Origin of the sequence: uncultured Hyphomicrobium sp., from assembly GCF_902826555.1 — a bacterium.
Taxonomy (GTDB): domain Bacteria; phylum Pseudomonadota; class Alphaproteobacteria; order Rhizobiales; family Hyphomicrobiaceae; genus Hyphomicrobium_C.
This window is the reverse complement of the sequence record NZ_CADEFI010000017.1, coordinates 29,380-54,768: the sequence shown is the minus strand read 5'-3', so window position 1 is coordinate 54,768 and position 25,389 is coordinate 29,380. Positions and strand designations below refer to the sequence as shown.

At 64.4% G+C, this 25,389-nt stretch carries 16 protein-coding genes and 1 tRNA gene; 7 read left to right on the top strand and 10 right to left on the bottom strand.

Annotated features, from left to right (window positions below; genetic code table 11):
• On the bottom strand, nt 1-833 hold an 833-nt coding region (locus QZV93_RS09375), incomplete at its 3' end, for a transglutaminase domain-containing protein (RefSeq protein WP_295557884.1).
• Between the two features lie 600 nt (nt 834-1,433).
• Between QZV93_RS09375 and mutS the strand changes: the two genes are divergently transcribed.
• Both mutS and QZV93_RS09365 read left to right on the top strand, forming a co-directional pair.
• On the top strand, nt 1,434-4,145 hold the full coding sequence (gene mutS / locus QZV93_RS09370; RefSeq protein ID WP_295557913.1) for a DNA mismatch repair protein MutS: 2,712 nt from the start codon (nt 1,434-1,436) through the stop codon (nt 4,143-4,145).
• Nucleotides 4,146-4,266: 121 nt separating this feature from the next.
• On the top strand, nt 4,267-7,053 hold the full coding sequence (locus tag QZV93_RS09365) for a [protein-PII] uridylyltransferase (RefSeq protein ID WP_295557883.1): 2,787 nt from the start codon (nt 4,267-4,269) through the stop codon (nt 7,051-7,053).
• A 6-nt stretch (nt 7,054-7,059) separates the two neighbouring features.
• Here the strand turns inward: QZV93_RS09365 and polA are convergent, their stop codons facing one another.
• Together polA and QZV93_RS09355 are read right to left on the bottom strand one after the other, a co-directional pair.
• Nucleotides 7,060-10,050 (bottom strand): DNA polymerase I, encoded by a 2,991-nt coding sequence (gene polA, locus QZV93_RS09360; protein ID WP_295557882.1) that lies wholly within the window; start codon nt 10,048-10,050, stop codon nt 7,060-7,062.
• Nucleotides 10,051-10,155: 105 nt separating this feature from the next.
• Nucleotides 10,156-13,482, bottom strand: coding sequence for a CHAT domain-containing protein (locus QZV93_RS09355; protein ID WP_295557880.1), 3,327 nt, complete (start codon nt 13,480-13,482; stop codon nt 10,156-10,158).
• Nucleotides 13,483-13,708: 226 nt separating this feature from the next.
• Between QZV93_RS09355 and QZV93_RS09350 the strand changes: the two genes are divergently transcribed.
• Nucleotides 13,709-13,785: transfer RNA gene (locus tag QZV93_RS09350), tRNA-Arg, on the top strand.
• Between the two features lie 93 nt (nt 13,786-13,878).
• On the opposite strand, the gene QZV93_RS09345 is transcribed toward QZV93_RS09350, so the two are convergent.
• Entirely contained in the window at nt 13,879-14,481 is a 603-nt protein-coding gene (locus QZV93_RS09345; protein WP_295557878.1) for a TetR/AcrR family transcriptional regulator, read from the bottom strand.
• A gap of 102 nt (nt 14,482-14,583) precedes the next feature.
• On the opposite strand from QZV93_RS09345, the gene QZV93_RS09340 reads away from it, so the two are divergent.
• Nucleotides 14,584-14,739 (top strand): hypothetical protein, encoded by a 156-nt coding sequence (locus QZV93_RS09340; protein WP_295557877.1) that lies wholly within the window; start codon nt 14,584-14,586, stop codon nt 14,737-14,739.
• A gap of 65 nt (nt 14,740-14,804) precedes the next feature.
• Nucleotides 14,805-16,241: a coniferyl aldehyde dehydrogenase gene (locus QZV93_RS09335; RefSeq protein WP_295557875.1), complete on the top strand. Its 1,437-nt coding sequence runs from the start codon at nt 14,805-14,807 to the stop codon at nt 16,239-16,241.
• Between the two features lie 85 nt (nt 16,242-16,326).
• On the opposite strand, the gene egtD is transcribed toward QZV93_RS09335, so the two are convergent.
• Nucleotides 16,327-17,283 (bottom strand): L-histidine N(alpha)-methyltransferase, encoded by a 957-nt coding sequence (gene egtD / locus QZV93_RS09330; protein ID WP_295557873.1) that lies wholly within the window; start codon nt 17,281-17,283, stop codon nt 16,327-16,329.
• A complete protein-coding gene (gene egtB, locus QZV93_RS09325) occupies nt 17,283-18,581 on the bottom strand; it encodes an ergothioneine biosynthesis protein EgtB (RefSeq protein ID WP_295557871.1) in 1,299 nt (432 codons plus the stop codon). The genes egtD and egtB overlap by 1 nt, the downstream gene beginning before the upstream one ends.
• Nucleotides 18,582-18,761: 180 nt before the next feature.
• On the opposite strand from egtB, the gene QZV93_RS09320 reads away from it, so the two are divergent.
• On the top strand, nt 18,762-20,138 hold the full coding sequence (locus QZV93_RS09320; protein WP_295557869.1) for an FAD-containing oxidoreductase: 1,377 nt from the start codon (nt 18,762-18,764) through the stop codon (nt 20,136-20,138).
• A 21-nt stretch (nt 20,139-20,159) separates the two neighbouring features.
• Here the strand turns inward: QZV93_RS09320 and QZV93_RS09315 are convergent, their stop codons facing one another.
• A complete protein-coding gene (locus QZV93_RS09315; protein WP_295557868.1) occupies nt 20,160-20,825 on the bottom strand; it encodes a FecR domain-containing protein in 666 nt (221 codons plus the stop codon).
• A 218-nt stretch (nt 20,826-21,043) separates the two neighbouring features.
• Between QZV93_RS09315 and QZV93_RS09310 the strand changes: the two genes are divergently transcribed.
• The gene (locus tag QZV93_RS09310) at nt 21,044-23,140 is read left to right on the top strand and encodes a CHASE2 domain-containing protein (RefSeq protein WP_295557866.1); all 2,097 of its coding nucleotides are present in this window, start codon (nt 21,044-21,046) and stop codon (nt 23,138-23,140) included.
• Between the two features lie 11 nt (nt 23,141-23,151).
• On the opposite strand, the gene QZV93_RS09305 is transcribed toward QZV93_RS09310, so the two are convergent.
• The 3 genes from QZV93_RS09305 to glsA form a co-directional block, all read right to left on the bottom strand.
• Nucleotides 23,152-23,565: an ATP-binding protein gene (locus QZV93_RS09305; protein ID WP_295557864.1), complete on the bottom strand. Its 414-nt coding sequence runs from the start codon at nt 23,563-23,565 to the stop codon at nt 23,152-23,154.
• A gap of 22 nt (nt 23,566-23,587) precedes the next feature.
• Nucleotides 23,588-23,926, bottom strand: a complete 339-nt coding sequence (locus QZV93_RS09300; RefSeq protein WP_295557863.1) for an STAS domain-containing protein — start codon at nt 23,924-23,926, stop codon at nt 23,588-23,590.
• A gap of 95 nt (nt 23,927-24,021) precedes the next feature.
• A complete protein-coding gene (gene glsA, locus QZV93_RS09295; protein ID WP_295557861.1) occupies nt 24,022-25,155 on the bottom strand; it encodes a glutaminase A in 1,134 nt (377 codons plus the stop codon).
• Between the last annotated feature and the right edge of the window lie 234 nt (nt 25,156-25,389).

Genomic DNA, 25,389 nt, shown 5'->3' with positions numbered 1-25,389 from the left:
TCGCCTTGGATGGCAAGTGTGCCGCCGCCCGAAGAGTCGAACGTCACGACGCCCTTCGAGACGGGCGCCGTCTGTCCTTCGAATGCAACGCGGCTCCGGGTGCAGCGGCCGCCGACACCGCCGATCGTCACGGCAACCTGAGTGCCGGCCGCGGGCAGTCGCAGCTCGAGTTTGTCCTGGCGTCCATCGGATCGGTTGTCGCCGAAGTACTTCGGGACGTTGGCAAGGTCTGCGACGGGAAACCCGGACACGTCGTTGAAAGGCACGCCCACGCTCCCCACGCCGCCCCGTACGACATCCGGCTTTGCTTCGATATAGCTGAACGGCTGAAACAAAGTGGATCTCGAGAAGTACCACGGATCCAGGGACGAGGTTTTTCGCTGGCCGCGACCGGCGAGCACGTCATCCAGACCGAGCCATGCCTCCAATTTTCGATCGATGAGCCAGATCGATCCCCACGTGATGTCGATGAAGCGCCACTTGCCGTCGAATTCGAACTCGGCCGCAGCATGACTGACCCGGCCGCCCGTCTCCGGATCCACGTAGTACATTTCGACAGTACGCGCCGGCACGCCAAGTCGCCCCATGAGGTCGACGAAAAGCAGCATGTGGTTGCCGCAGATACCGAACCCTTCATCGAGGCAGACATGTTGCATCTGGCTGTCGGGAACGCGAAAGTTCACCTCCTGCGACCAGAACGAATAGCGAGCCGAGTTGGCAACGGCTCGCACCGTTTGCATGACGGCGAGCGCCTTGTAGGCCGGCAGAAAGGTGAAGTCGGGCGCACTGGCTCCCCGCGCTGCCGCTTCGGAAAGACACGCGTACCGCTCCATCGTATCCGGGACATTGCAGAAGGTGAGCTCAGGTGCTCGCGCTTGCCCGCCCGTGAGAGAGTTGGACAGCAACGCAAAAACTGCGCCCATTACGGCCGCGAGTAAGATCGCGCCTAATCCATATGCTCCGACAGTCAATTTCGACAAAGCATCTCGTCTCCCGCATCAATTCCAATGTGCGGGCCATCAAGAAATTCGGCAAGCTGGAACGAACCCATTGGGGGTGGATCGCCCGATCTACTGTGGATATGAATGCCGAGGGGCCACAATAACCTTCGAAGGCCGAAAAAGTAATCTGTACGCCGCTTTTACAAGCTGGCGACCCGGACCGGCTTTCCGGACGCATTCCGCCGATTTTATCGCCGACGCCGCTCGAGCAGGGTTTCCAATCCCGTCTCCGACCGGGTATCCGTGAGCCGGAAACGGGGAATGGTGCGGAGCATGGCGAAGCCGAAGCGGCAGCGAAACGAGGACACGGCGCGTCGCGATGACGACGCAGCCGCCGAGACGCCGCACACCAACACGCCCCCATCGGAGGAAGCAGCGCCAGCCGCTACCGCAGCTGTGCCGCCGCCGGCCATCGGCGAGGCGACGCCCTCCATGGCGCAGTTCCTCGAGATCAAGACCGCCAACCCGGACAGCATCCTCTGGTACCGGATGGGCGACTTCTACGAGCTGTTCTTCGACGACGCGGTCGTCGCCTCGCAAGCCCTCGGCATCGTGCTGACCAAGCGCGGCAAGCACCTGGGCCAGGACATCCCCATGTGCGGCGTCCCCATCCACCGCGCCGACGAGTACCTGCAGCGCCTGATCAAGAAGGGCTATCGCGTCGCCGTCTGCGAGCAGCTCGAGGATCCGGCCGAGGCGAGGAAGCGCGGCTCCAAAGCCGTTGTTCGCCGCGACGTGGTTCGGCTTGTCACGCCCGGCACGCTGACCGAGGAGACCCTGCTCGATGCCGGCAGCCGGAACTATCTGACCGCTCTCTTTCGTGCCCCAGGCTCGGAGGGCCCGATCATCGGCAGCGATGCCGTCGCGGCGCTCGCCTCTCTCGACATCTCGACCGGAGAGTTCGAGGTCGGCGAGGTGCGTGGCAAGGACCTTCCGGGCGAGCTGGTGCGCCTTGCCCCGGGTGAGGTCATCGTTGCCGACACGCTCCTCGCCGAGCCTGAGCTCGAGGCTTGGATCGCACGCACGGGCGCCGCCGCCACACCCGTGCCGGCCGCATCGTTTGACAGCCTCGCCGGTGAGCGCGAATTGAAGGCGCGCCTTGGCGTGGCGGACCTCGGGGCCTTCGGCGCCTTCACGCGCGCCGAGCTAGCCGCGATCGGTGCACTTTTGCGCTACGTGGACCTCACCCAGATCGGCAAGAAGCCCGTCGTGCGCGCCCCGCGCCGCGTCGGCACCGAGGCAACGCTCGTCATCGATGCCGCGAGCCGTGCCAGCCTCGAGCTGGTGCGCTCCACCTCGGGCGAGAAGGCCGGCAGTCTGCTCGATGCCATCGACTGCACCGTAACGGGCCCCGGCGCGCGGGAGCTGGCAGCACGTCTCGCGACTCCCCTCACCGATCCGCACGCTATCGAAGACCGCCTCGACGCCATCGCCATGCTGCTCGATGACGAACCGTTGCGCGAAGCGCTGCGAGCCACCCTGAAAGGCGCCCCCGACATCGCCCGCGCCGTCTCCCGGCTCGCATTCGGTCGTGGCGGACCGCGCGATCTGCAAAGCATCGCGCAAGGGCTCGCCGCCGCCGCCGATGCCGCACGGCGCCTGCGCAGCGCGAAACGGGATCCCGGCTTGCCCGAAGAAATGCGCCGCATCTCGCAACGCATCGACGGGAAGGGAGCCGAGCTTCAGGCGCTGCTCGCGGCTGCCCTCGTTGATGAGCCGCCGCATCTGAAACGCGATGGCGGATTTGTTCGTCGCGGTTTCCGCGCTGGCCTCGATGAGGCGCTCCACCTGCGTGACGACAGCCGCCGCGTCATGGCGGAGCTGGAAGCCCGCTACATCGAGTTGACGGGCGTCAGGTCGCTCAAGGTTCGTCACAACAACATCCTCGGCTACTTCATCGAGGTGACCCAGGCCAACGCTAAGCCGCTCACCGAGCCGCCGCTCGCCGACACGTTCCGCCATCGTCAGACCATGGCCAGCGCCATGCGCTTCACAACCCCCGAGCTCGCCGAGATCGAAGGCCGCATTGCCTCTGCTGCCGACCGCGCGCTCGCGATCGAGCAGGAGATCTTCAACGAGCTGGCCGCGGCTGTCTCCCGCGACGAGCGCACGCTCTCCGATATCGCCGCGGCGCTGGCCGAGCTGGACCACACCGCGGCCCTCGCTCATCTCGCCCACCATGAACGCTACGTGCGGCCCGTCGTCGATGGCAGCCAGACTTTCGAGATCAAGGGTGGCCGCCATCCCGTGGTCGAGCAGGCCCTGCATCGCGCCCGCGGCGGTCCGTTCGTGGCCAACGATTGCATCCTTGGTCGCCTCCACGCCGAGCGCCCGCCCGGCTTCGACGAGATGCCCGACGCTCGCATCTGGTTGGTGACGGGCCCGAACATGGCGGGCAAGTCCACCTTCCTGCGCCAGAACGCCCTCATCGCTATCCTGGCGCAGATCGGCTCCTTCGTGCCGGCTGCCGAAGCGCACATTGGCGTCGTCGATCGGCTCTTCAGCCGCGTCGGCGCCGCTGACGATCTCGCGCGCGGGCGATCCACGTTCATGGTCGAAATGGTCGAGACGGCTGCGATCCTGAATCAGGCCACGGAGCGATCGCTCGTCATCCTCGACGAGATCGGACGCGGCACCGCGACCTTCGACGGGCTATCCATTGCCTGGGCGGCCGTAGAGTATCTGCACGAGAAGAGCGGCGCGCGCGTGCTCTTCGCCACACACTACCACGAGCTGACGGCGCTTGCTGGACGCCTCGCCTCGGTCGCCAATGTCACCATGGACGTCAAGGAGTGGCACGAGGACATCGTCTTCCTGCACCGTGTCAAAGCCGGGGCCGCCGACCGTTCCTACGGCATCCAGGTGGCCAAGCTCGCCGGCTTGCCGGCGCCCGTCATTGCCCGCGCCCGCGAGGTTCTGAGCCTGCTCGAGAAGGCCGATCGGCGGCGCGGCCAGGCGGCCAATGGCCCGCTCGAGGAGCTACCGCTTTTCGCGGCCGCGCGCCCGGCAAGCCATCCCGAGCCTGCCGGTCCTTCGCCGCTTGAGGTCGCCCTCGACGCCGTTAATCCCGACGAGTTGTCGCCCCGGGCGGCGCTCGATGCCCTCTATCGCCTGAAGCAGCTTCGCGCCGGCCCGGACAAATGAGACCGCCGGCGTTTACCGCCAAATGCCGATGTTCTAGGGTCCTTGCGGCTTTTAACGGAAGCACGGCCGCCGCCTGCCCTGTCGTGTTTCAAACTCAATCGGAAAGACCCCAAGAGTGCGGATGGCCCAAGACAGTCGTACGGACACATCCCGATTCCCGCCGCCGCCGTATTTCGATACGCAGGAGCTGCGCCACACGCTGACGGCTCTCTTCAACACGCACGGGAATGCGGCCGAGGCGCGCCCCGCCGTCATTGAGCGGCTGAAGTTCCTCGTCAAGGCGGCCCGCGGCACCGCGCGCCTTCAGCTCGAGGCGGACGGCAACGGCCGCCGATGCGCCACCGGATTAGCCCGCTTCCAGGACGAGTTGGTGCGCCTGCTCTACGACTACACCGTCACGCACGTCTACCGCGCCACCAATCCCTCCGACGCCGAACGCATGGCGGTCATCGCCACCGGTGGCTACGGCCGCGAGATGTTGGCGCCGGGTTCCGACATCGATCTCCTGTTCCTGCTTCCCTACAAGCAGACTCCTTGGGGCGAGAGCGTCGCCGAGTACATGCTTTATTTGCTATGGGACCTCGGCTTCAAGGTCGGCCACGCGACGCGCACTGTCGATCAATGCCTGAAACTCGCGTTAGCCGACACGACCATCCGCACGTCGCTTCTCGACATGTGGCTCATCCACGGCGACGCTCAGCTTTACGCCGAGCTCGAGCAGCGCTTCCGCGACGAGGTGATCCGCGGCTCCGAGCGCGCTTTCATCGACGCCAAGATGGCCGAGCGCAGCGAGCGCCACCGCCGCGCCGGTGAGAGCCGCTACCGCGTCGAGCCGAACATCAAGGACGGCAAGGGCGGCCTCCGCGACCTGCACACGCTGCACTGGCTCTCGAAATACCTCCTCGGACACGAGGTCGGGCCGCAGACGGTAGCCAAGGGCATCTTCACCAAGGAAGAGGCCGCCACGTTCCGGAAGTGCGAGGACTTCCTATGGACGGTGCGCTGCTTCCTCCACTTCTACACCGGTCGTCCCGAGGAACTTCTGTCGTTCGAGATCCAGCCCGTGCTGGCGCAGAAGCTCGGCTACAGGGACAAGGCCGGCTTGCGCGGCGTCGAGCGCTTCATGAAGCATTATTTCCTCGTCGCCAAGGACGTGGGCGACCTCACGACCATTCTCTGCTCGGCGCTCGAGATCCAGCAGATGAAGAGCTCGCCGGTGTTCGACGGCATCTTCAACCCGCTGTCCTGGATGACGCGTCGTCAGATCCGCGAGAAGACCGACTTCCGCATCGACAACGGACGCATGAACATCGCCGATCCGGATGTGTTCAAGCGCGATCCGGTCAACCTCATCCGTTTCTTTGCGCAGGCCGAGAACACGAACACCTTCCTGCACCCCAACGCCATCCGCCAGCTTCGCCACTCGCACCGCCTGATCGACGACAAGCTGCGCCAGGATCCCGAAGCCAACCGCATCTTCCTGAAGCTTCTGACAGGCCACGTGAACCCCGAGGCGACACTGCGGCGCATGAACGACGCCGGCGTGCTCGGCCGCTTCATCCCGGAGTTCGGCCGCGTCGTGGCGATGATGCAGTTCAACATGTACCATCACTACACCGTCGATGAGCACCTGATCCGCACCGTTGGCATGTTGACCGACATCGAGCGCGGCGGTTCGTCCGGCGACCTGCCGCTCTCCACCGAGCTGATCAAGACCATCCAGAACCGCCGCGTGCTGTTCGTCGCCGCATTCCTGCACGACATCGGCAAAGGCCGTATCGAGGATCACTCGATCATCGGTGCCGAGATCGCAAAGAAGCTCTGCCCGCGCCTTGGACTGACGCCCGCCGAAACCGACACCGTCGTCTGGCTCATCGAGCAGCACCTGACGATGAGCAACATCGCCCAGAGCCGCGACATCACCGATCCCAAGACCGTGCGCGACTTCGCCGACATCGTGCAGAGCCCCGAGCGTCTGAAGCTCCTGCTCCTCCTCACCGTCGCCGACATCCGTGCCGTCGGTCCGGGCGTGTGGAACGGCTGGAAAGGCCAGCTCCTGCGCACCCTCTACGCCGAGACCGAGCCGTTGCTGTCTGGCGGTCATACGCAGGCGCCGCGCGGCACGCTCGTGGCGGATGCGCAAGCCGCCTTGCGCGCCGCGCTTAGCGATTGGCCCCAGGCCGATGTCGATCGCTTCATCGACCGGCATTATCCGGAGTACTGGCTGCGCACCGAGCCCAAGCGGCAGCTCGATCATGCGCGCCTGTTGCGGCGTGCCGAGCAGGAGGGCAAGACTTTCGCCGCCTCCCACACCACGAATGCATTTACCGCCATCACCGAGCTGACGGTGTTCGCGCCCAACCATCCGCGCCTGCTCGCCCACTTCGCCGGCGCCTGCGCCGCCAATGGCGCTAACATCGCCGGCGCCCACATCACGACCACGCGCGATGGCTTCGCGCTCGACACCTTCCTCTTGGCGCGTGGTCAGGGCGAGGATGAGGACGAGCTGCGTCGCGCGCGCCGCATCGAGGAGACCATCGAGCGGTTATTGCGCGGCGAGACCTGGGTGGCGCAGCTGCTTGCCAACCGCCGCCCGGTGCCGCCCCGCGTCGAGGCCTTCACCGTGCCGCCGGAGGTGTTCGTCAACAACGCGCTGTCGGACGTGTTCACGGTCATCGAGGTCGCGGGCCGCGACCGCACCGGCCTGCTCTACGAGCTGACCACCGGGCTTTCGGATCTCTCCCTCGACATCGCCTCCGCCCACATCACGACCTTCGGCGAGAAGGCGGTGGACGTCTTCTATGTCACCGACCTCACCAACAAGAAGATCGAGAGCGAAACCCGTCAGGACGCCATCAAGGACCGCCTGACCAAGATCCTCGAAGGTCCCGCTAGTCAGACGTTGTAGCCTTGCCTAATGCGCCGCTTCCCAGTTGGCCGCTGCCTTGGCGTCGACGTGGATCGGCACCGCGAGTTGCACGGCCGGCGCCGCGGCGCCTTCCATCACGGCCTTCGCAACTTTGATTAGCGCCTCGGCCTCGCCCTTCGGCACCTCGAACACGAGCTCGTCGTGCACCTGTAAGAGCATGCGCGCCGCCTCGAGCTTGGCGTCCGCGAGCGCCGGCCCCATGCGCACCATGGCGCGACGCAGGATGTCCGCCGCACTGCCCTGGATCGGCGCGTTGATCGCCGCCCGCTCCAGGTTGCCGCGCACGCCGGGGTTCTTGGTGTTGATCTCAGGGTAATGGATGCGCCGGCCGAAGATCGTCTCCACGTAGCCCTTGTCGTGCGCGCCCTTCTTGGTCGTCTCCATATAGTCGCGGATGCCCGGGAAGCGCTCGAAGTAGGTCTTGATATACGCGCCCGCCTCCTCGCGTGAGATGCCGAGCTGATTGGCGAGCCCGAAGGCCGAGATGCCGTAGATGATGCCGAAGTTGATCGCCTTCGCCCGCCGCCGCACGTCGGGCGGCATGTCGCGCACCGGCACGCCGAACATTTCGGAGGCCGTCATGGCATGGATGTCGAGCCCGTCCGCGAAGGCTTTCTTGAGTTGCGGGATGTCGGCGATGTGCGCCAGCACGCGCAGCTCGATCTGGGAGTAGTCCGCCGAGACTAGCACGTTCCCCTTGTCGGCAATGAAGGCGGTGCGGATCGCGCGCCCCTCCTTGGTGCGGATCGGGATGTTCTGCAGGTTGGGATCGTAGGACGCCAGCCGCCCGGTCGTCGTCGAGGCGAGCGCATAGCTCGTATGGATGCGCCCCGTCTCGCCATGGATGAACGCCGGCAGCGCATCCGTGTAGGTCGAGAGCAGCTTTGAGAGTTGCCGCCATTCGAGCATTTTGTTGATCAGTCCGCGCGCGCTTTCCGGAACGTCCTCGTTGGCCGCGAGATCGTCCAGCAGGCCCGCGCGTGTCTCCCACTGCCCGCTCTTGGTGCGCTTGCCACCGGGGAGCTGCAGCCGGTCGAACAAGAGCTCGCCGAGCTGCTTCGGCGAGCCGAGGTTGAACTTGTGCCCGACAAGCCCGTTGATCTCTTCTTCGAGCCGCGTCAGCGACTGCGCGAACGTCGAGGACAGCTTCGCCAGCACGCTCTTGTCGACCAGGATGCCGGCATGCTCCATGCCGACGATCACCGGCAGCAGCGGCCGTTCGAGCGTCTCGTAGACCGTGCTGAGCCGCTCCGCCACGAGCCGCGGCTTGAGCTTCATCCAGAGCCGCAGCGTCACGTCCGCGTCCTCGGCGGCATACTCGGCGGCTTTCTCGATCGGGACTTGAGCGAAGTTCTTCTCGCCCTTCTTTCCGGGCGCCAGCTCCAGCACGCGCTCGAACGGAATGGGCAGATGACCCAGGTGGCGCTCGGAGAGGGCATCCATGCCATGCGCCCATCGCCCGCCGTCGAGCACGTAGGAGATGAGCAGCGTGTCGTCGATCGGCGCGATCCTGATCCCGTAGCGCTCGAGCACCAGCGCGTCGAACTTGATGTTGTGGCCGATTTTCACGAGCGAGCCGTCTTCCAGCAGTGGCTTCATGAGCGCCAGCGTCTCGCGCAGCGGCGCCTGCGGCAGCCCCGTGCCGTCGCCGAAGTCGAAGCCGCCGTCCGGCGGTCGGTGCCCCATCGGCACGTAGCAGGCTTTCCCAGGCTGTATGGCGAGCGAGAAGCCCACGAGATCGCACGTCATGCAGTCGAGCGACGTGGTCTCGGTGTCGAACGCGAAACGCCCGGCCTCGCGCGCCGCCGCGATCCACCACTGAAGCCGCTCGAGGGTGATGACGGTCTCATAGGCCGTGCGGTCGAACGGCGCGCTCGCGGTCTTCGCCGCGAGTATAGCTGCACCAGCCGCAGGCGTGCCTGGGCCGTGCGTATCGGCGTTCGCTTGGGCCTCAGGTGCCGCAGACGACCCGAAAGCGACAGGCGCAGACGTGCGCTCCGGCAGCCTTTCCGAGGACGGAGGCGGCCCCGACGGTGCCTCCACGCCCAGCTTTTCCGAGATGCGCTTGGTCAGCGTCGTGAATTCCATCTTGCGCAGGAAGCCGAGCAGCGTGTCGGCTTGCGGATCCTGCACCCCGAACGCGTCGGCCGGGATCTCGACCGGCACGTCGTCCTTGAGCGTGACGAGATCGCGCGAGATGCGCGCCTGGTCGGCGAACTGGATCAGCTTCTCGCGTCGCTTCGGCTGTTTGATTGCTCCCGCCGCCGCCAGCAGCGAATCGAGATCGCCATACTCCGTGATCAGCTCCGCCGCCGTCTTGATGCCGATGCCCGGCACGCCCGGCACGTTGTCGGTCGAGTCGCCGGCGAGCGCCTGCACGTCGATCACCTTTTCCGGTGCGACGCCGAACTTCTCGAACACCTCGTCGCGGCCGATCTTCTTGTTCTTCATGCCGTCCCACATGACGACACCCGGGCGCACGAGCTGCATCAGGTCCTTGTCGGACGAGACGATGGTGACATCGCCGCCCTGATCGACCACATGCTTGGCATAGGTCGCGATCAGGTCGTCGGCCTCGTAGCCCAACTGCTCGAGGCACGCCACGTTGAATGCGCGCACGGCATCCCGGATCAGCGGAAACTGCGGCACGAGCTCTTCCGGCGCCGGTGGCCGGTGCGCCTTGTAATCCTGGTAGATCTCGTTGCGAAACGTTTTTTCGGATGCGTCGAAGACGACGGCGAGGTGCGTCGGCGCCTCGGAAGCCTTGGTTTCAATGAGGAGCTTCCAAAGCATGGCGCAGAAGCCGTGCACGGCCCCGACGGGAAGGCCGTCCGACGGCCGTGTCAGCGGCGGGAGCGCGTGGAAGGCGCGGAAGATATAGCCCGATCCATCGACGAGATAGACGTGGCTGCCTTTGACGATCGGCACCGGCTCGCCCTCGGGAACGGAGCATTGCGGGGCGGGTCGCGACGTCATTTTCGAGGAGGGTTCGCTCATGGCCGCGCAATATAGGGAAGCCGGACCGCCAGGTCAGCCCCCGAGTGTTGCGAAGGTCGAAAACCTGTGGTTCCCGCGCCCCAATCAGTTTGCCGCGCCGCCCTCGCCGACCACCACGAAAGGCGCCCAATAGCTGGGATGCGCGATCTCGGGTCGGCTCGAATCTGCGAGCGCCACCATGGCCCGGCGCAGCGCTTCCGCCCGGCCGAGCGATTTGTCCGCGGCTGCGGCTGTCGCGAGCGTATTGGTGACGAGCGAAACGGCCGCTTCTTCGCGCACCGACCAATGCGACACCAGCAATGACCGCGCGCCGGCAAAGAAGAACGCCTGCGCCAGCCCGGACAGCGCTTCGGCTGTCTTGGTATCGCCCGCGGCCGTGTTGCAGGCCGAAAGCGTCACCCAATCCGCGTCGAGCTTGAGGGCCGCAACCTCGGAGGCGGAGAGATAACCGTCATCGGCTTCGCTTCCCTCGGCGGGCGGAGTCAGCACGAGGCCCGGTTCGGCGCCGAGCTTGATTCCGCCCCCGACCGTTCCATGGGTCGCAAAGTTGACGACGGCATAGGTGGCGAGAGCGCCCGACGCGTTGATCGCTTTGAGGTTCGTCTCGGTCGCACGCGCGCCGAGGTAGACATCCTCCTCGGTGGCACCCAGCTTTTCAGCCACCGAGCACGCGAGGTCCGCCGTCTGCGGAACGGGCGCGAACCGTCGCAGCTCCGTCGTATCGGCGACACCGCCGAGGAGAGTCGCCAGACCGGCCGTGTCGGCGGCAAACTCCGCCTGCATGGCTGCGATCTCGCTGAGCGCCGCCACCTTGGCGCAGTCGCTTTTAGCTTCCGCCAGTGTCGCGCGCGTCTTGTCCACTGCTGAGCCGGCCCTGCCCAGAAGCAGCGGATTTGCGAAAGCGACATAGGATTTGCGTGCCCGTATTGCGGTGTGCGCGGTCGTTCGAAGCGCGGCTAGGGAGCCGACCGACGGCAGCGTCGTGATCGCATGCCGGCGCATCAGCCAGGGCGTCGGCGCATTTTCCGAGGCTTCCTCGGTGACGAGGACGTGCAGTGGAAGCTGTTGCAAAGCGCCGTGTGCGACGACGAGCAGATGCTTGCCCGAGCCGTCCGCGTTGCGGATCACGTCCTCGACCCCGCCGAGCAAGCCTTTGTAGAGCCGGTGGGCCCTATGCACGCTGAACGGCGGCGGCTTGCCGGCTTTGGCGGCCTCGGCGTAATTCGTGGCGTAGAACATGAGGCACGTCGACTTGGTCCCTTGAGTGTACGACGGCGGATCGAGCTCGCAGCGCAACGACCCGACCTCCCCTTTGATCTCGCGGGCCCCGGTGTCGCTTCTCACCCACTTCACGTTGTTTTTCGTTACCGCCCAGACGAACGTTTCCTCGGGAATGTCGTCGAGGTTCATGGTGTCGTAGATCAAGACGAGCGCCTCGTCGTCGCGCAAAAGCCGCTGTACGTCGGCAATGGAAACCGGCGCCGGGCTCGCAAGCGCCGCGTAATCCGGAAACTCCTTTGCCAGCCGCTGATCGATCTCGCCAATACGGGCTTCGATCTCGGTAAGACGTTTGCGGTTGGCGGTTTCCGTAGCCGTGTCCCGGGCCTCGGGAGCCGTGCTGGCGCTCGCCGTCGATTGCTTGTCGCGCGCCTTCCACTCAGAAACGAGGTCCTGCTTCTCGCGCACCAGCGCGGCGAGCGCGCCGTCCACGGCCGATCCGCGCACTGCCATTTTCGAGATCGAGCTTCCGGCATCCGAAGCTTTCGCCCACTGTACCGCTTCGAACATTTCGTTGATGACGGCCGGATCCGTCGGCTCGCTGCTGCGGTAGACCGACTTCACGAGAGCCCAGAACTGGTAGCCGGAGCGCTGCGCCTCGGTTTCGGTTTCCGCCGAGAGATCCGGTCCGTTGTCGCCACCCTCGCCCCCACGGCGCGCGCGCGCGATCAGGAGCCCGGTGCTGCGCCGCCACGTGTCGGCGGCTTTCTTTGCGTCGCCCTGCTTGAAATAGACGGCAGCGAGATTGTGCAGCCGGGACGCCACATCGGGGTGATCCGCGCCCAGGAGTCTCTCGGTGATCGCCAGGCTCTCCTCATAGAGCTTCGCGGCCTCGGCAAGCTGCCCGCGCTCGCTGTAGACGAACGCAAGATTATTGAGCCGGTTTGCGTAGTCGGGATGATCTTTGCCGACGGTTTTTTCGACGATCGCGATGCTGCGGCGATAGAGCGTCTCGGCCTCATCCAGGCGCCCGTCCGCGGCATAGGTCACAGCCAGATTGTTGAGCGACTGCGAGACGTCCGGGTGATCGGGTCCCAATGCTTTCTCGCGAATTTCGAGCGCTTGTTTGTAGAGCGCTTCCAAATCCTTTTTGCCGTGTTTTTGACCGTCCAACCGGCTGTTGTCGAGCTGCGCCAGGCTGTTCAAGACATTGGCCACGGAGGGATGCTCCGGTCCCAAGGTCTTGCGGTAGATCGCCAGCGCGCGTTCGTAGAGAGCCTCGGCCTCCGCAAAGCGCTCGAGCGTCTTGTAGAGTACGGCGAGGTCGTTGAGCGCCGTAGCGACGTCGGGATGCTCCGGCCCCAGCGTGGATTCCCGGATTCTGAGCGCACGCTTGTAGAGCTGCTCCGCCTCGACGAATCGCCCCTGCGCACGTGCGATTTCGGCAAGGTTATTGATGGCGACGGCAACACTCGGATGGTCGGGCCCGAGTGCCTTTTCCTGAATATCGATGCTGCGGCGAAGGAGTGGCTCCGCCTCGGCGAGGCGTCCCTGCTGCTTGTAGAGCGTGCCGAGGTTGTTGAACGCGATGCCGACGGTGGGATGCTCGGGCCCGAGCACCTTCTCGTCGATGGCGAGCCCCCGCTTGAAGAGTTGCACCGAATCCGCGTAGCGCCCCTGCGCGGAATAGAGTTCGGCAAGAGCCGCGAAAGCGCGGCCCAGGTTCGGGCTATCGGGGCCATTTGCCTTCTCGTGCATTGCGATGGCGCGCTGGTACTCTCTTTCGGCCTCCACGAACTGGCCCCGCTCCCGGGCGATCATGCCGAGATTGAGGATGGCATCCGCGGTATTCGCGTGGTGATCGCCGAGTGTGCGCAGATAGAGATCGACGGCACGCTTGCCGTAGGACTCGGCTTCCGCATAGATGCCGGCTTTGAAGTAGAGGATCCCGAGATCGTTCAAAGCCTCGGCGACCTTTTCGTGCTCTGAGCCGAATTTCGCTTCCGTGAGCGCCAGCGCCCGCGTTGCGAGCGGCACCGCGTCGGCATACCGGCCCTGTTCATAGAGCTTTTCATACTGGCTTTTGAGAGCCGCGATATCGTCCTCGGCATGAGCCCGGCCTGCGCCGAGCGCCACGGCAAGCATCACCAGCACCAAGACAACGACCGTGGACTTCGCGCTGAACGCGTCCATCGGGCACCTTTCCTGAAAATGAATAGCGATAAAACGTCCCGACTGTGCGGGCTCTTTGCGCCAAGAGCAAGATGATGGGCTAAGCCGGCGGCAGCGGGCGGACGGCCGACGCCGGGTAGGCCCTGGGAAGGCTGCGGAAAGTCGCGGCGGGAGGTGTTTGCCCCAGATCCCGGAATGCGCTATCAGGGGCGTCCCGGCGCTTCGAGGCGCCGCAACGGAAAAGACTGCACCCGTAGCTCAGCTGGATAGAGTGCTGCCCTCCGAAGGCAGAGGTCACAGGTTCGAATCCTGTCGGGTGCGCCACTCTCGAACAAAATAAAGAGCTTCAGGCGATTTCAGGTCGAGTCCGTACGCGGCTGCTGTGGCCAGAACGGCCTTGAGCCCGGCGTCTCTTCGTCAGGATGCGAGCCCTTCGAGGAGCGATGTGAGCACCGCATCGATCGGCTTCGCGCCGACCTTGTCCGGCAAAAGCTGCCCATCGATCGCGAGCAGCGTGAACCCGTGCAGGAGTGCCCAGGTGGCCGCGGCCTGAGCGCGTACAGGTTGTTTCTTGAGCGCGCCGCTGTCCTGGCCGCGCTCCAGAATGCCGGTCAGCACCGCGAATGCGCCGGCGGCTGCCTCGTCCAGTGTTCGAAACGCTTTCTTGTCCACATCCGCGCTGAACATCAGCCTGTAGAGAGATGGATTGGCGGTTCCGAATTGGATGTAAGCCTTGGCCGCAGCCACGAACTCGGTCCGTGACGCGCGAGCGTGACGTCCTGACGTGCCGTCCACTTCCCGGTGAAGTTGGTCGAACCCAAGCGTCGCCAGCTCCGCCAGAAGAGCGCTCTTGTCCGGAAAGTGCTTGTAGGGCGCCGCATGGCTGACGCCCGCCCGCCGCGCCACCTCGCGCAGCGTGAACTGCCAACCCTTTTCCTCTTGCAGCATAGCCTGTGCGGTCTCGATCACGACGCGCTTCAGATCGCCATGGTGATACGGGCGCGGGCTTTTTTCCTGCATTTTCAACCCCAAATGTAGACATCGAAAACATGTGTTGACAGTGTCAACATGCGTGGCTATATAAGCTCCACAAGTTTCCGCTGTCAACATTGGAGATCAGCCATGAACACCCCCGTCGTTACCTCCGCCGGAAGCATGAAACGCCCCGTCATCGTGCAGCACGTCGATCAGAGCTTCCCATACGTGCTGCTTGTCGGCACGGCGGGCGCGATCATCGCGCTCGGCTCCATCTGGCTCACGGCACTCGCACTCGCCTAGCAGCTCACGACCTCCGTCTATTTTTCACACCCAAAAGTTACCATTGTCAACATTGGAGATCTACCATGAACGCCCACGTCATCATCCCGGCCGATGCGGTCACCACAAACCTGTCCGACATTCTGGCTCGTCAACGCGCCGCGTTCCTGCGCGACGGCGCACCCACGCTCGCCTCTCGCAAGGCCGACCTGCTCAAACTGAAGAACGCCGTGCGGACGCGCCTCCCCGAGTTCGCGAAGGCCCTCGACGCCGATTTCGAAGGCCGCTCCGTCAGCGAAAGCACAATTCTCGAGGGCGTGCCCCTCGTACAGGGCATCAACTATCTGCGCCGCAACGTCGGTCGCTGGATGCGCCCTGAAAAGCGTCACGTCGGCCTGCACTTCCTCCCGGGCAGCGCGCGCGTCGTCTATCAGCCCCTGGGCGTTGTCGGCATCATGTCACCGTGGAATTTCACCGTCGGCCTCTCGCTGATGCCGCTCGCAACCGCGATCGCGGCCGGCAACCGGGCCATGATCAAGCCGTCGGAGTTCACGCCCGCAACGAGCGCGCTCCTGGCCACCATGCTGGGCGAAATATTCCCGGAGGAGCAGGTGGCTGTCGTCACCGGTGGGCCAGAGGTCGGCGCCGCGTTCTCGGCGCTGCCGTTCGACCACCTCGTCTTCACCGGCAGCACGCCGGTCGGCAAGGCTGTCATGAAGGCGGCAAGCGCCAATCTCGTGCCGGTGACGCTTGAGCTTGGCGGCAAGTCGCCCGCCGTGGTCGGGAACGACTCCTCGATCGAGAGCGCCGCCGCCAGCATCGCTGCCGGCAAGCTCGCGAACGGCGGCCAGATCTGCGTCGCGCCGGATTATGCACTCGTGCCGGAGAACGAGGTGGAAGCCTTCGTCGCCGCGTACGACAAGGCCGTGCGCGCACTCTATCCCGAAGGCCCCGCGAGCGGCGATTTCACGTCCATCATCAACGGGCGCCATTACGCCAGGTTGCGCACGCTTCTCGACGAGGCCCGTGCCGGCGGCGCCAAGGTCATCGAGGTTGGAAACAATCCCGAAGCGGCGCGTTCGCGTCCCCACACCCTGGCGCCGACTGTCGTGCTCGGCGCGACGGACGGCATGGGCGTCCTCACCGAGGAGCTTTTCGGGCCGGTGCTGCCGATCGTCCCCTATCGTGACATCGACGAGGCGATCGCGCGCATCAATGCTGCTCCGCGGCCGCTCGCACTCTACTACTTCGGCGGAAACGGAGAGGACCGGCGCAAAGTGCTCGAGCGCACGACATCCGGCAATGTCACTATCAACGACACGTTGCTGCACTACGCCCAGGAGGACCTGCCGTTCGGCGGCGTCGGCGCAAGCGGCATGGGTGCCTACCACGGTGTAGAGGGGTTCAAATCGTTGAGCCACGCCAAGGGCATCTTCGAGCAGAGCCGGTGGAATTTCTCCGCTGCACTCCGCCCGCCGTTCGGGTGGATCTCGAACTTTGTCGCGCAGTACGTGACGCGGTAGGAGCCGGGCCGTTCTATGCACCATTCTATCGGAGCGTGGAACGGCCCCTTTTGCGGCGAGAAGGCAAGCCGCATCCACGCCGCGGTCAGGCCAGCTCGTGAACGCTGAAGAGGGAGTTGGCGTCCGTCCAAACTCGCACCGGTCTCCAGCCCGAGCAGCGGGCGAGCGCCTGAAACTGCGCAATGGAGTACTTGTAAGAGTTCTCGGTGTGGATGGTCTCGCCGGTGCGCATCGTGAACCGGTGCCCGCGCACCGCGAAGCTCTGGTCGCATCGGCTCACGAGATGCATCTCGATCCGGCCCTCGCGGTCGTTGTAGCGGGCCACATGAGCGAAACGGTCGATGTCGAACACCGGCTCGATCTCGCGGTTGATCCGCGTCAGCAGATTGAGATTGAAATCGGCCGTGACGCCGGCGCTGTCGTTATAAGCGCGTTCCAACGTCGGCTTGTCCTTCTTGAGGTCGATGCCGATGATCAGGCGTCCGTCTCCGGATAGCAGCGATTTGAAACGCTGCAACAGGCGCGAGGCTTCGGCTGGCGTAAGATTGCCGATCGTGGAACCCGGAAAGAAGCCCAGCTTGGGTTGTCCCGTAAAGGCGCTCGGCAAGTGCGAAAGCTCGGAGAAGTCGCCGACGATCGGTCGAATGTCGAGATTGGGATAGCGTCGGGCAAGACGCGCATGCGCATGGACCAGCGCATCGGGTGAGACGTCGATGGCGATATACGCCGCGCGTTCGGGAAGCTCATCGAGCAAGAGCTCCGTTTTCCGGCTCGAGCCGGAACCGAACTCGACGAGAACGCCGCCGTCGGACAAGGAATCCGTCATCTGTCGCGCATGCCGAGCCAGCAGGCCGGCCTCGGTGCGTGTCGGATAGTATTCGGGGAGCTCGGTGATCCGCTCGAATAGATCGCTGCCGCGCGCGTCGTAGAAATATCGGCACGGCAGCGTCTTCTGCGGTCGCGACAAACCGTCGATCACCACATGGGCGAACAGGTCGTCCTGGTCGCGAGAAAGTTCTGAGACGTGGGCATTTGCAAGCATTACACGATGTCCGATGCGAGACGCAGGCCGACGAACTGCCAGCGTTGTTGGGGATAGAAGAAATTGCGGTAGGTCGGCCGCGAGTGGCCGCGCGGCGTGGCGCAGGATGCGCCCCGCAGCACCTGCTGGCTCACCATGAACTTGCCGTTGTATTCGCCGATCGCGCCCTCCGGCGGTCGATAGCCGGGATAGGGAAGGTAGGCGCTCTGCGTCCATTCCCACACGTCGCCGAACATCTGTCGCGGAACGCCCGGCGCGGGTGTTTCGGCAGCAAGCGGCCGCAAGGCCCTCGTTCCGAGATCGTTGCCGGCGACGGCCAGCGGCGCCGCAGCGACCTCCCATTCGAATTCGGTCGGCAGCCGCTTGCCGCTCCAGCGCGCGAAGGCGTCGGCCTCGAAGTAGCTGATGTGAGAGACAGGCGCATTGGGATCCGGTGGCCGCCGGCCTTCGAGCGACATGGCGAGCCATTGGCCGTCGTGGGTCTCCCAATAGAGCGGCGCTTGCCAACTCTCACGATTCACGGTGGACCATCCGTCGGCGAGCCACAGGGCTGCCGTTCGGTAACCGCCGTCCGAGATGAAGTCGAGCCACTCGCCATTGGTGACGAGGCGATCGGCAAGCGCAAAAGGATGGATCAGGGTCTCGTGTCGCGGTCCTTCGTTGTCCCAGGCGAAACCTGGCCCCGAATGACCGATCGGATGGATGCCGCCCGCATACGCGATCCAGTTTAAGTGAGCGGAGTCGCTCCGGCGAACGGTTGCGGGTTTCGGGGAGCGGTACGCGGAACGCAGCGGGCCGGCAGCGAATAATGCGAGGATATCGGTCAGGAACAGTTCCTGGTGCTGCTGCTCGTGGTTGATGCCAATTTCGACGAGGCGCGCCAGGTCTCCGTCCGGCTCGCCCGTCTTGGCGAACAGGCGTGCCAGGGCGTCATCCACATGGGCGCGGTAGGAGAAGACCTCCGAGATGCCGGGACGCGTCAAGAGTCCGCGTTTCGCCCGTGGATGCCGCGTGCCCTGGCTCTCGTAATAGGAGTTGAAGCAGAAGTTGAAGCGCTCGTCGAAGACGCGATAGCCCGGGAGATGCTTGGCAAGAACGAAGGTCTCGAAAAACCACGTCACGTGCGCGAGATGCCACTTGGTCGGACTGGCATCGTCCATGGCCTGGACGACCATATCCTCGGGAGTCAAGCCGTCCGTCAGCTCGATGCTGAGACGCCGGGTCTCGAACAGCCGGGCACTGAGGGCGGGCGGCGTTGTTTCGGTTTGCGACGCGAGAGCGGATCCTCTGGGGGTCATCGGCGGCTCCTCTTCGACCATTGACGTCTTCAACGCGCGAGACGCTGAAAAGGTACAGAAAATCCCGGCACGACAAAGCTATCGGTCGGCTCTCGAATCCATGCCCGAAAGCTATTGGAACTGCGCCAGCAAGACTGCGATTTCGCTTCTTAGACCTCTGCTGATCCAAGGAGGGCAGCCGTGTCCTCGCATTTCGACGCCATCATCATCGGGACCGGACAGGCAGGCCCCGCACTCGCCAACCGATTGTCTGAGGCCGGTCAAAAGATCGCGGTCATTGAGCGTGCCCGTTTCGGCGGCACCTGCGTCAACACCGGATGCATGCCGACGAAGACCCTGGTCGCCAGCGCCTATGCGGCACACTTGGCCCGCCGCGCCGCCACATATGGCGTCATCGTCGAAGGGCAGATCGGTATCGATATGAAGGCCGTCAAGGCGCGCAAGGACAAAGTCTCGGATACCGCCTCGAAAAATATAGAGAATTGGCTCGGATCGATGCCCGGATGCACGGTGATGCGCGGGCATGCGCGCTTCCTGTCCCCCCGTGAGGTCGACGTGTCTGGAGCGCGACTGACGGCGGATCGCATCTTTATCAACGTCGGTGGCAGGGCGACCGTTCCGCCGATTGCCGGCATCGACGACGTCAGCTACCTGACCAACGAGACAATGATGAGCCTCGATGAGGTGCCCAGCCATTTGATCGTGCTCGGCGGTAGCTACATCGGTCTCGAATTCGCGCAGATCTTTCGTCGCTTCGGCAGCCAGGTAACGGTCGTCGAGGCGGCCCCCCGCCTCGTCGCGCGTGAGGACGACGACATCTCGGCGGCCATCAGGGAAATCCTGGAGATCGAGGGGATCGCAATTCACCTCAGAACCACGTGCTCGGGCCTTGCCAGGTCAGGCACGGGGATCCTCGCGACGCTGGAGACGCCGGCCGGACGGATCGCAGTCGCGGGAACGCACGTGCTCGTTGCCATCGGGCGCACGCCCAATACTGACGATCTTGGCCTCTCCGCAGCCGGCATCGAAACCGACGCCCGCGGCTTCATCCGCACGGACGATGCCCTGCGAACCAGCGTTCCGAATGTTTGGGCTCTCGGCGATTGCAACGGCCGGGGCGCCTTCACGCACACCGCCTACAACGACTTTGAGATCGTGGCCGCAGACCTTCTCGACCACGATCCGCGCCGCGCCAGCGACCGCATCACGACATACGGTCTTTTCACGGATCCGCCGCTCGGTCGCGTTGGCATGACGGAGCGCGAGGCCATCGCCGCTGGGCACACGATCCTCGTCGGCAAACGGCCGATGTCGCGCGTCGGACGCGCCGTGGAAAAAGGTGAGACGTTGGGTTTGATGAAGATCGTCGTCGATGCCGATAGCCGCCAAATCTTGGGTGCGGCTATACTTGGCACCGGAGGCGACGAGGCCGTGCAGTGCATCACGGCGACGATGTATGCCGGTGCCCCCTACACCACATTGCAGCGCTCCGTTCTGATCCACCCGACGGTGTCCGAGCTCATTCCCACGGTCCTCGGCGAGCTCCAGCCGACGTAGGCGGCGTCACGTCGAACGGCCCTAGAACGGAACGGCCCGCCTGAGGGAGCGCCCCAATCTGCGAGCGCCCTTCGCCACGGTGCGGCCGGCCTTGGTCACCGGTTGCGTGACGATCCCCGCTGTCCGTTTGATCGGATCGATGCTGAGCGCGCGTCCGACGAAGGGAAACGCTGTGCCGGCAGCCAGCCCGGGAATGAGACCCGCCGTGAATTTGATCGGCGCCGACAGCACACCGCCGACTGTTGCGTGGATGATGCGTCCCACCGTGTTGTGGCGGCGGCAGGAATTGGTCCGCGTGCAGATATCGACCTCGCCTTCGTGCAGCAGCACGAGCGTATCGCCCTTGCCGTCGACGTAGACGTCGAACACCGTTCCGCGCACGCCGATCGTCGCCGACGGCGTCTCGATGCGGTACGCGTCTTTCTTCTCGGCGCCCGTGATGAAGCGGAACGTTCCTTTGAGGAAGTTCACGCCGATGTTGGTGACGCCTTCCGATTTTCCGATGACGAACTCGTCGAGCTTGAGACCCGCATTGGGACCGAGCGCGAGTTTCGTTTGATCGTCGAGCTTGAGTTCCGCTTCGGCTTTGTCGCCGGTCTCGAGCAGCTCGGTGCGATGCACGCGCCCTCCCTCTTGGAGATCGCGCTTGTCCTCGCCCAGCGTCGCGACGACGTCGTGTTTGATCACGACCGCGGTGCCGATTTCCGGCTTCCCGTCATCGGCCGATGCGCGATCCGCGGCCGATGCGCTCAACGCAATTGAAATCAAGATGAGACCCAGCCGCCGACGCAGCACGCCACTCACCACGTGTCCCCCCAATGGCAATTTTCAGAAGGTTGCCTTTCACTCGCCGTGAGCAGAAAGTATCATAACGGAGGAATTTGGACACGGGCGATTCAATCGACATGCTGCATCACGCACGGCACCGCGAACGCTGGCTCAGCATCCGGACTGCCTATTGGTTGATCATTTTGAGCGTTGTTGCGGCATGTGTGGTCGTCCGGCAGGTCGATCCGGGCTTCATGGCCCGTCTGCGATTGCTGGGCTTCGATATCCTGCAGCAAACGTTGCCCCGTACGCCGGATCCGAACTACCCGGTGAAGATCATCGATATCGACGAGCCATCGATCAAGGCGTTCGGCAATTGGCCTTGGCGCCGAGACCTCCTCGCGCGGCTGGTGGACAAGCTTTTTGCGTCGGGCGTTCGCGTCGTCGTGTTCGACATGGTGTTTCCCGAGCCGACACCCGATCTCCTCGACCAATTGCCGGCCCCGGTCCGCCAATCGCCGGAGGTCAAGGCCGCGCTGGACCGGCTCGGGAAGACGGAATCTCCGGATCAGGTCTTTGCCGATGCGATTGCCCGGCAGGCCTCTGTGCTCGGTGTTATCGGCACGTCGAAAGCAGCAGGCGCCCCGCCGGGGCCCAAGGCGTCTTTTGCGACCATCGGCGAGAACGTCATCGATTTCGTGCCGGGATTCCCTGGCGCGTCCATCAACTTCCCCGCCTTCGAAGCCGCAGCCACCGGCGTCGGCGCCTTGAACTGGTTGCCCGATCACGATCAGATTCTGCGACGCATTCCGATCGTGGTCGGACTGTCGGGCAAGCTCTATCCATCCCTCACCACGGAGGCACTGCGCGTCTTCAACGGCGCCAAGACGCTGCGCATTCGCTCGGCTGGCGACGGCGGCTTTACCGGCAATCGCGGCATTACGACGGTGGCCGTTGGCGAGACCGTCATCCCGACCGACCGCGACGGTCAGCTCTGGCTCTCCTTTTCCGGGCACGATCCCAAGCGAACGATCTCGGCCGCCGACGTCCTCGAGGATAAAACCCCACCGGACGCACTCCGGGGACGCATTGCCATCATCGGTACCAGCGCACCGGGGCTCCTCGACCTGCGCGCGACGCCGCTCGATCCGGTCATTTCCGGCGTCGAGATCAACGCTCAAGGTCTGGAGCAGCTTCTCTCCAATCGCCTTCTCGTCCGCCCCGACTACGCGACCGGAATGGAGATCGTTCTGACCGTCGCAGCCGCGCTCCTGCTGGGCCTGATGGTCTACCGGTGGGGCGCGCGCGTCTCGGCAGCCGTTGGCTTTGCCAGCGTTTGCGTGTTTGCCTTCGGCAGCCTCTGGGCCTTTTCGCAGGGCGTTCTTCTCGACGCCGTGTTCCCCATCATGACCACCACCGCCGCCTACATCTTTGGCACCGGGTATCTCTATTACGAGACGGAAAGCGAGCGAAACCGGGGACGCGACGCCCTGCAGCGCATCGCACGCGAGATGGAAGCCGCCGCCCAGATTCAACGCACGTTCCTGCCCAAGGAAAGTCCGGCCGGTCCCCTCGAAGGCAAGTTCGAGGTATCCGCCGTCATGCGGCCCGCCAAGTCCATCGGCGGCGATTTCTACGACTATTTCCTCATCGACGATAAGACCCTCGGCGTCGCCGTCGGCGACGTCTCCGGCAAGGGCGTTCCGGCCGCCCTCTTCATGAGCGTCTCTCGAACGGTCCTGCGCACCGTCGCGTTCGAGGGAGAGGAGCCGGGCTCCACCCTCTCGAAGGTCAACGCGATCCTGGCACGCGACAACACCGAGGGCATGTTCGTCACCATATTCTACGCCACGCTCGATCTTGAGACGGGTCGCTTGGCCTTTTCGAGCGCGGGGCATGACGATGCGCTGTTGTTGTCGCGCGCTGGAGCATTCGAGCCGCTCCACTACATGGGTCCCGCCATCGGCCTCTTTGACACCGCCGACTATCCGACGGCGACGCGCGACCTCGCGCAAGGCGATACCATGGTCTTGCTGACGGACGGCATTACGGAGGCATTCAACATCGATGGCCGTGTCTTCAACGCGGATCGCGTCAGGAAGGCCGTGACACGGCGGGAATACGGCGGTGCCGACGATCTCGTGCAATCGCTCTTCGGCGAGGTGGTGCGCTTCTCGGAGGGCACCGATCAGTCCGACGACATCACCTGCGTCGCCATGCGGTTTAACGGCTAGGCCGCGGCGTCTTACGCTCCGCGGCAGGCGATCCTGAGCTGGTTCCATTCGCCGTTTCGGCTATAGGCGATCTCCGAAGCGCGCTCCCGGACAAGCGCAATCCCGAAGCCACCGGGCTCGCCCATCATGAGATCCCGGTCTTTTGGAACCTGCCACGCGCGCATGTCGAAATAGGCGCCGTTGTCGGTGATGGTCGCGCTTGCGCAGCCGGGCGCAAGGTCGATCTCCACGATGGTCCACGGCTCTGGCGTATCCTTGAAGCCATAGCTGATCAGATTGGCCATGACCTCGTTGATGCACAGCTTGAGATCGGTACAAAGGTCGCGCTCGATGCCGCTCGCGATGCACCGATGGTCGAACCAGGCATTGAGCCGCGAGACCTCCGAGCCGCTGGGACTGAGTCCGATCTGGTCTCGCGAGCTCATCTGTCGGTCTGATCTCGCAAGCTTACTTACTGCATTCGGCGATCGCGGAATTTTCGTCCGCAACCACGGGAACGATGCTGTCGATGCCGGTGGACCGCAGAACCTTGCGCGCGTCGTCCGTGGGATTGTAGACGACGAGGCGTCCGCTTCTTTTTGTGATGGCCCGCGCCGCCTTGACCAGCAGCCGGATGCCGATCGAGGCCAGAAACGTCACGTCCGCAAAATTGATGATGACCTTGTTGTATTTGTCGGCGATGGCGCCGAGCGGCGTCTCGATTTCGCCCGCCCCCGCGATGTCGAGCGCCCCGTTGAGTTTGACCTTCAAGACGTCGCCAGGCAGCTCAACCTGTTCCAACCGCATTCATTCCTCCCGGAGTTTCATTGTCGCCGTTAGTGCCGGCGTGTTAGCGCGACGTGGCGTGCGGCCGTCAAGGTCAGCCGCTGGTCAGCCGAAGCTCACGTTCCCCCATCCTGGAAGAACGAGCTGACGAAGGCCGATCCCGTGTTGGTCAGGTCGAACGCGTGCAGCCCGAGCACGCTGGACATGATCTTGAAAGTCTCGATTCCGCGTACGGAGTTCCCGTTGCGATCGAGGCGCGGCGAATAGCTGCCGACACCGAGCTGGCGGTTCACCACGCCGAGAATTCCGCCCCCGACGCCGCTTTTCGCGGGGATCCCCACCTCGTACGTCCAGCCGCCCGAGAAGTCGTACATGCCGCATGAGAACATGACGGATTGCGTATCGCGCACGGCATCGATGTCGAACACCTGCTGGCCCGAAAGCGGATGCACGCCGAGATTGGCAACCGTCGCGCCGATCATGGCCAGATCGGTCGCCGACACCATGATCGAGCATTGCTTGAAGTAGAGATCGAGCGCCGGCTCGACCGGCTCTTTCAAAGCGCCGGCGCTGAGCAGCAGATGGGCGATGGCGCGGTTGCGGTGCCCCGTCAGCGCTTCCGAGCGATAGACGTCCTCGTTCAGCTTCAGTTGTCGCCCCGCGGCCTGGGAAAACCGCTCGAGCACGCGCTCGAACGCAACCTCCGCTCCGAGCGCATCCCGGATCATGCCCGATATGGCGATGGCGCCCGCATTCACCATCGGATTGTACGGCCGCCGCGTAACGGGGCTGAACTCGATCGCGTTGAACGGATCGCCGCTCGGCTCTACGCCGACGCAGGCCAGGACCTGGTCTCGCCCGCAAAGTTCGAGCGCCATGCAGTACGTCAGCGCTTTGGACGTCGACTGGATCGTGAACTCGAAGTCCGCATCGCCGATTTTGTGAACTTTGCCTTTCGTCGTGGCGAGCGCAACGCCGAACGAGTTGGGCGGAACCTTCGCCAGCTCGGGGATGTAGTCCGCAAGCGCGCCCTCTTCGAGGGGTAGCGCCCGCCCGTAGACGTCGGCCAGCATTTGGTCGATGTGGGACACGGCAGCCGGCGCACCGTTTGCGGGCGTCGAACCCGGCGACGAAACCTCGGCGGATCCCGCTGGCGCTTGCTCGGCTGACGGAGACGCAGTGCGATCTTCAAACAGGCTGGTCATGCTCCGCGGCGGCTCCTCGACCTCAGCTCTCTTCCAGAACGCCATCTTCATGTCCAAGCCCCGAGCGCCCAAAACTTACTCATCGGCTGCCCAAAAACTGTGAGCGAACGCGTACCCGGAATGTCAGGGATCACAGCAAGTCCAGCAGATAACTGAGTATTTCGGAATTTGCGTCCCCAACCCCTGCACTTTGCGGCGCAACTTCTATGCCAGTTCCACACAACATGAGTATTTGAGCTGGCAACCGCCGGGCCGTCCGCGCGAGGCCGATACAATCGG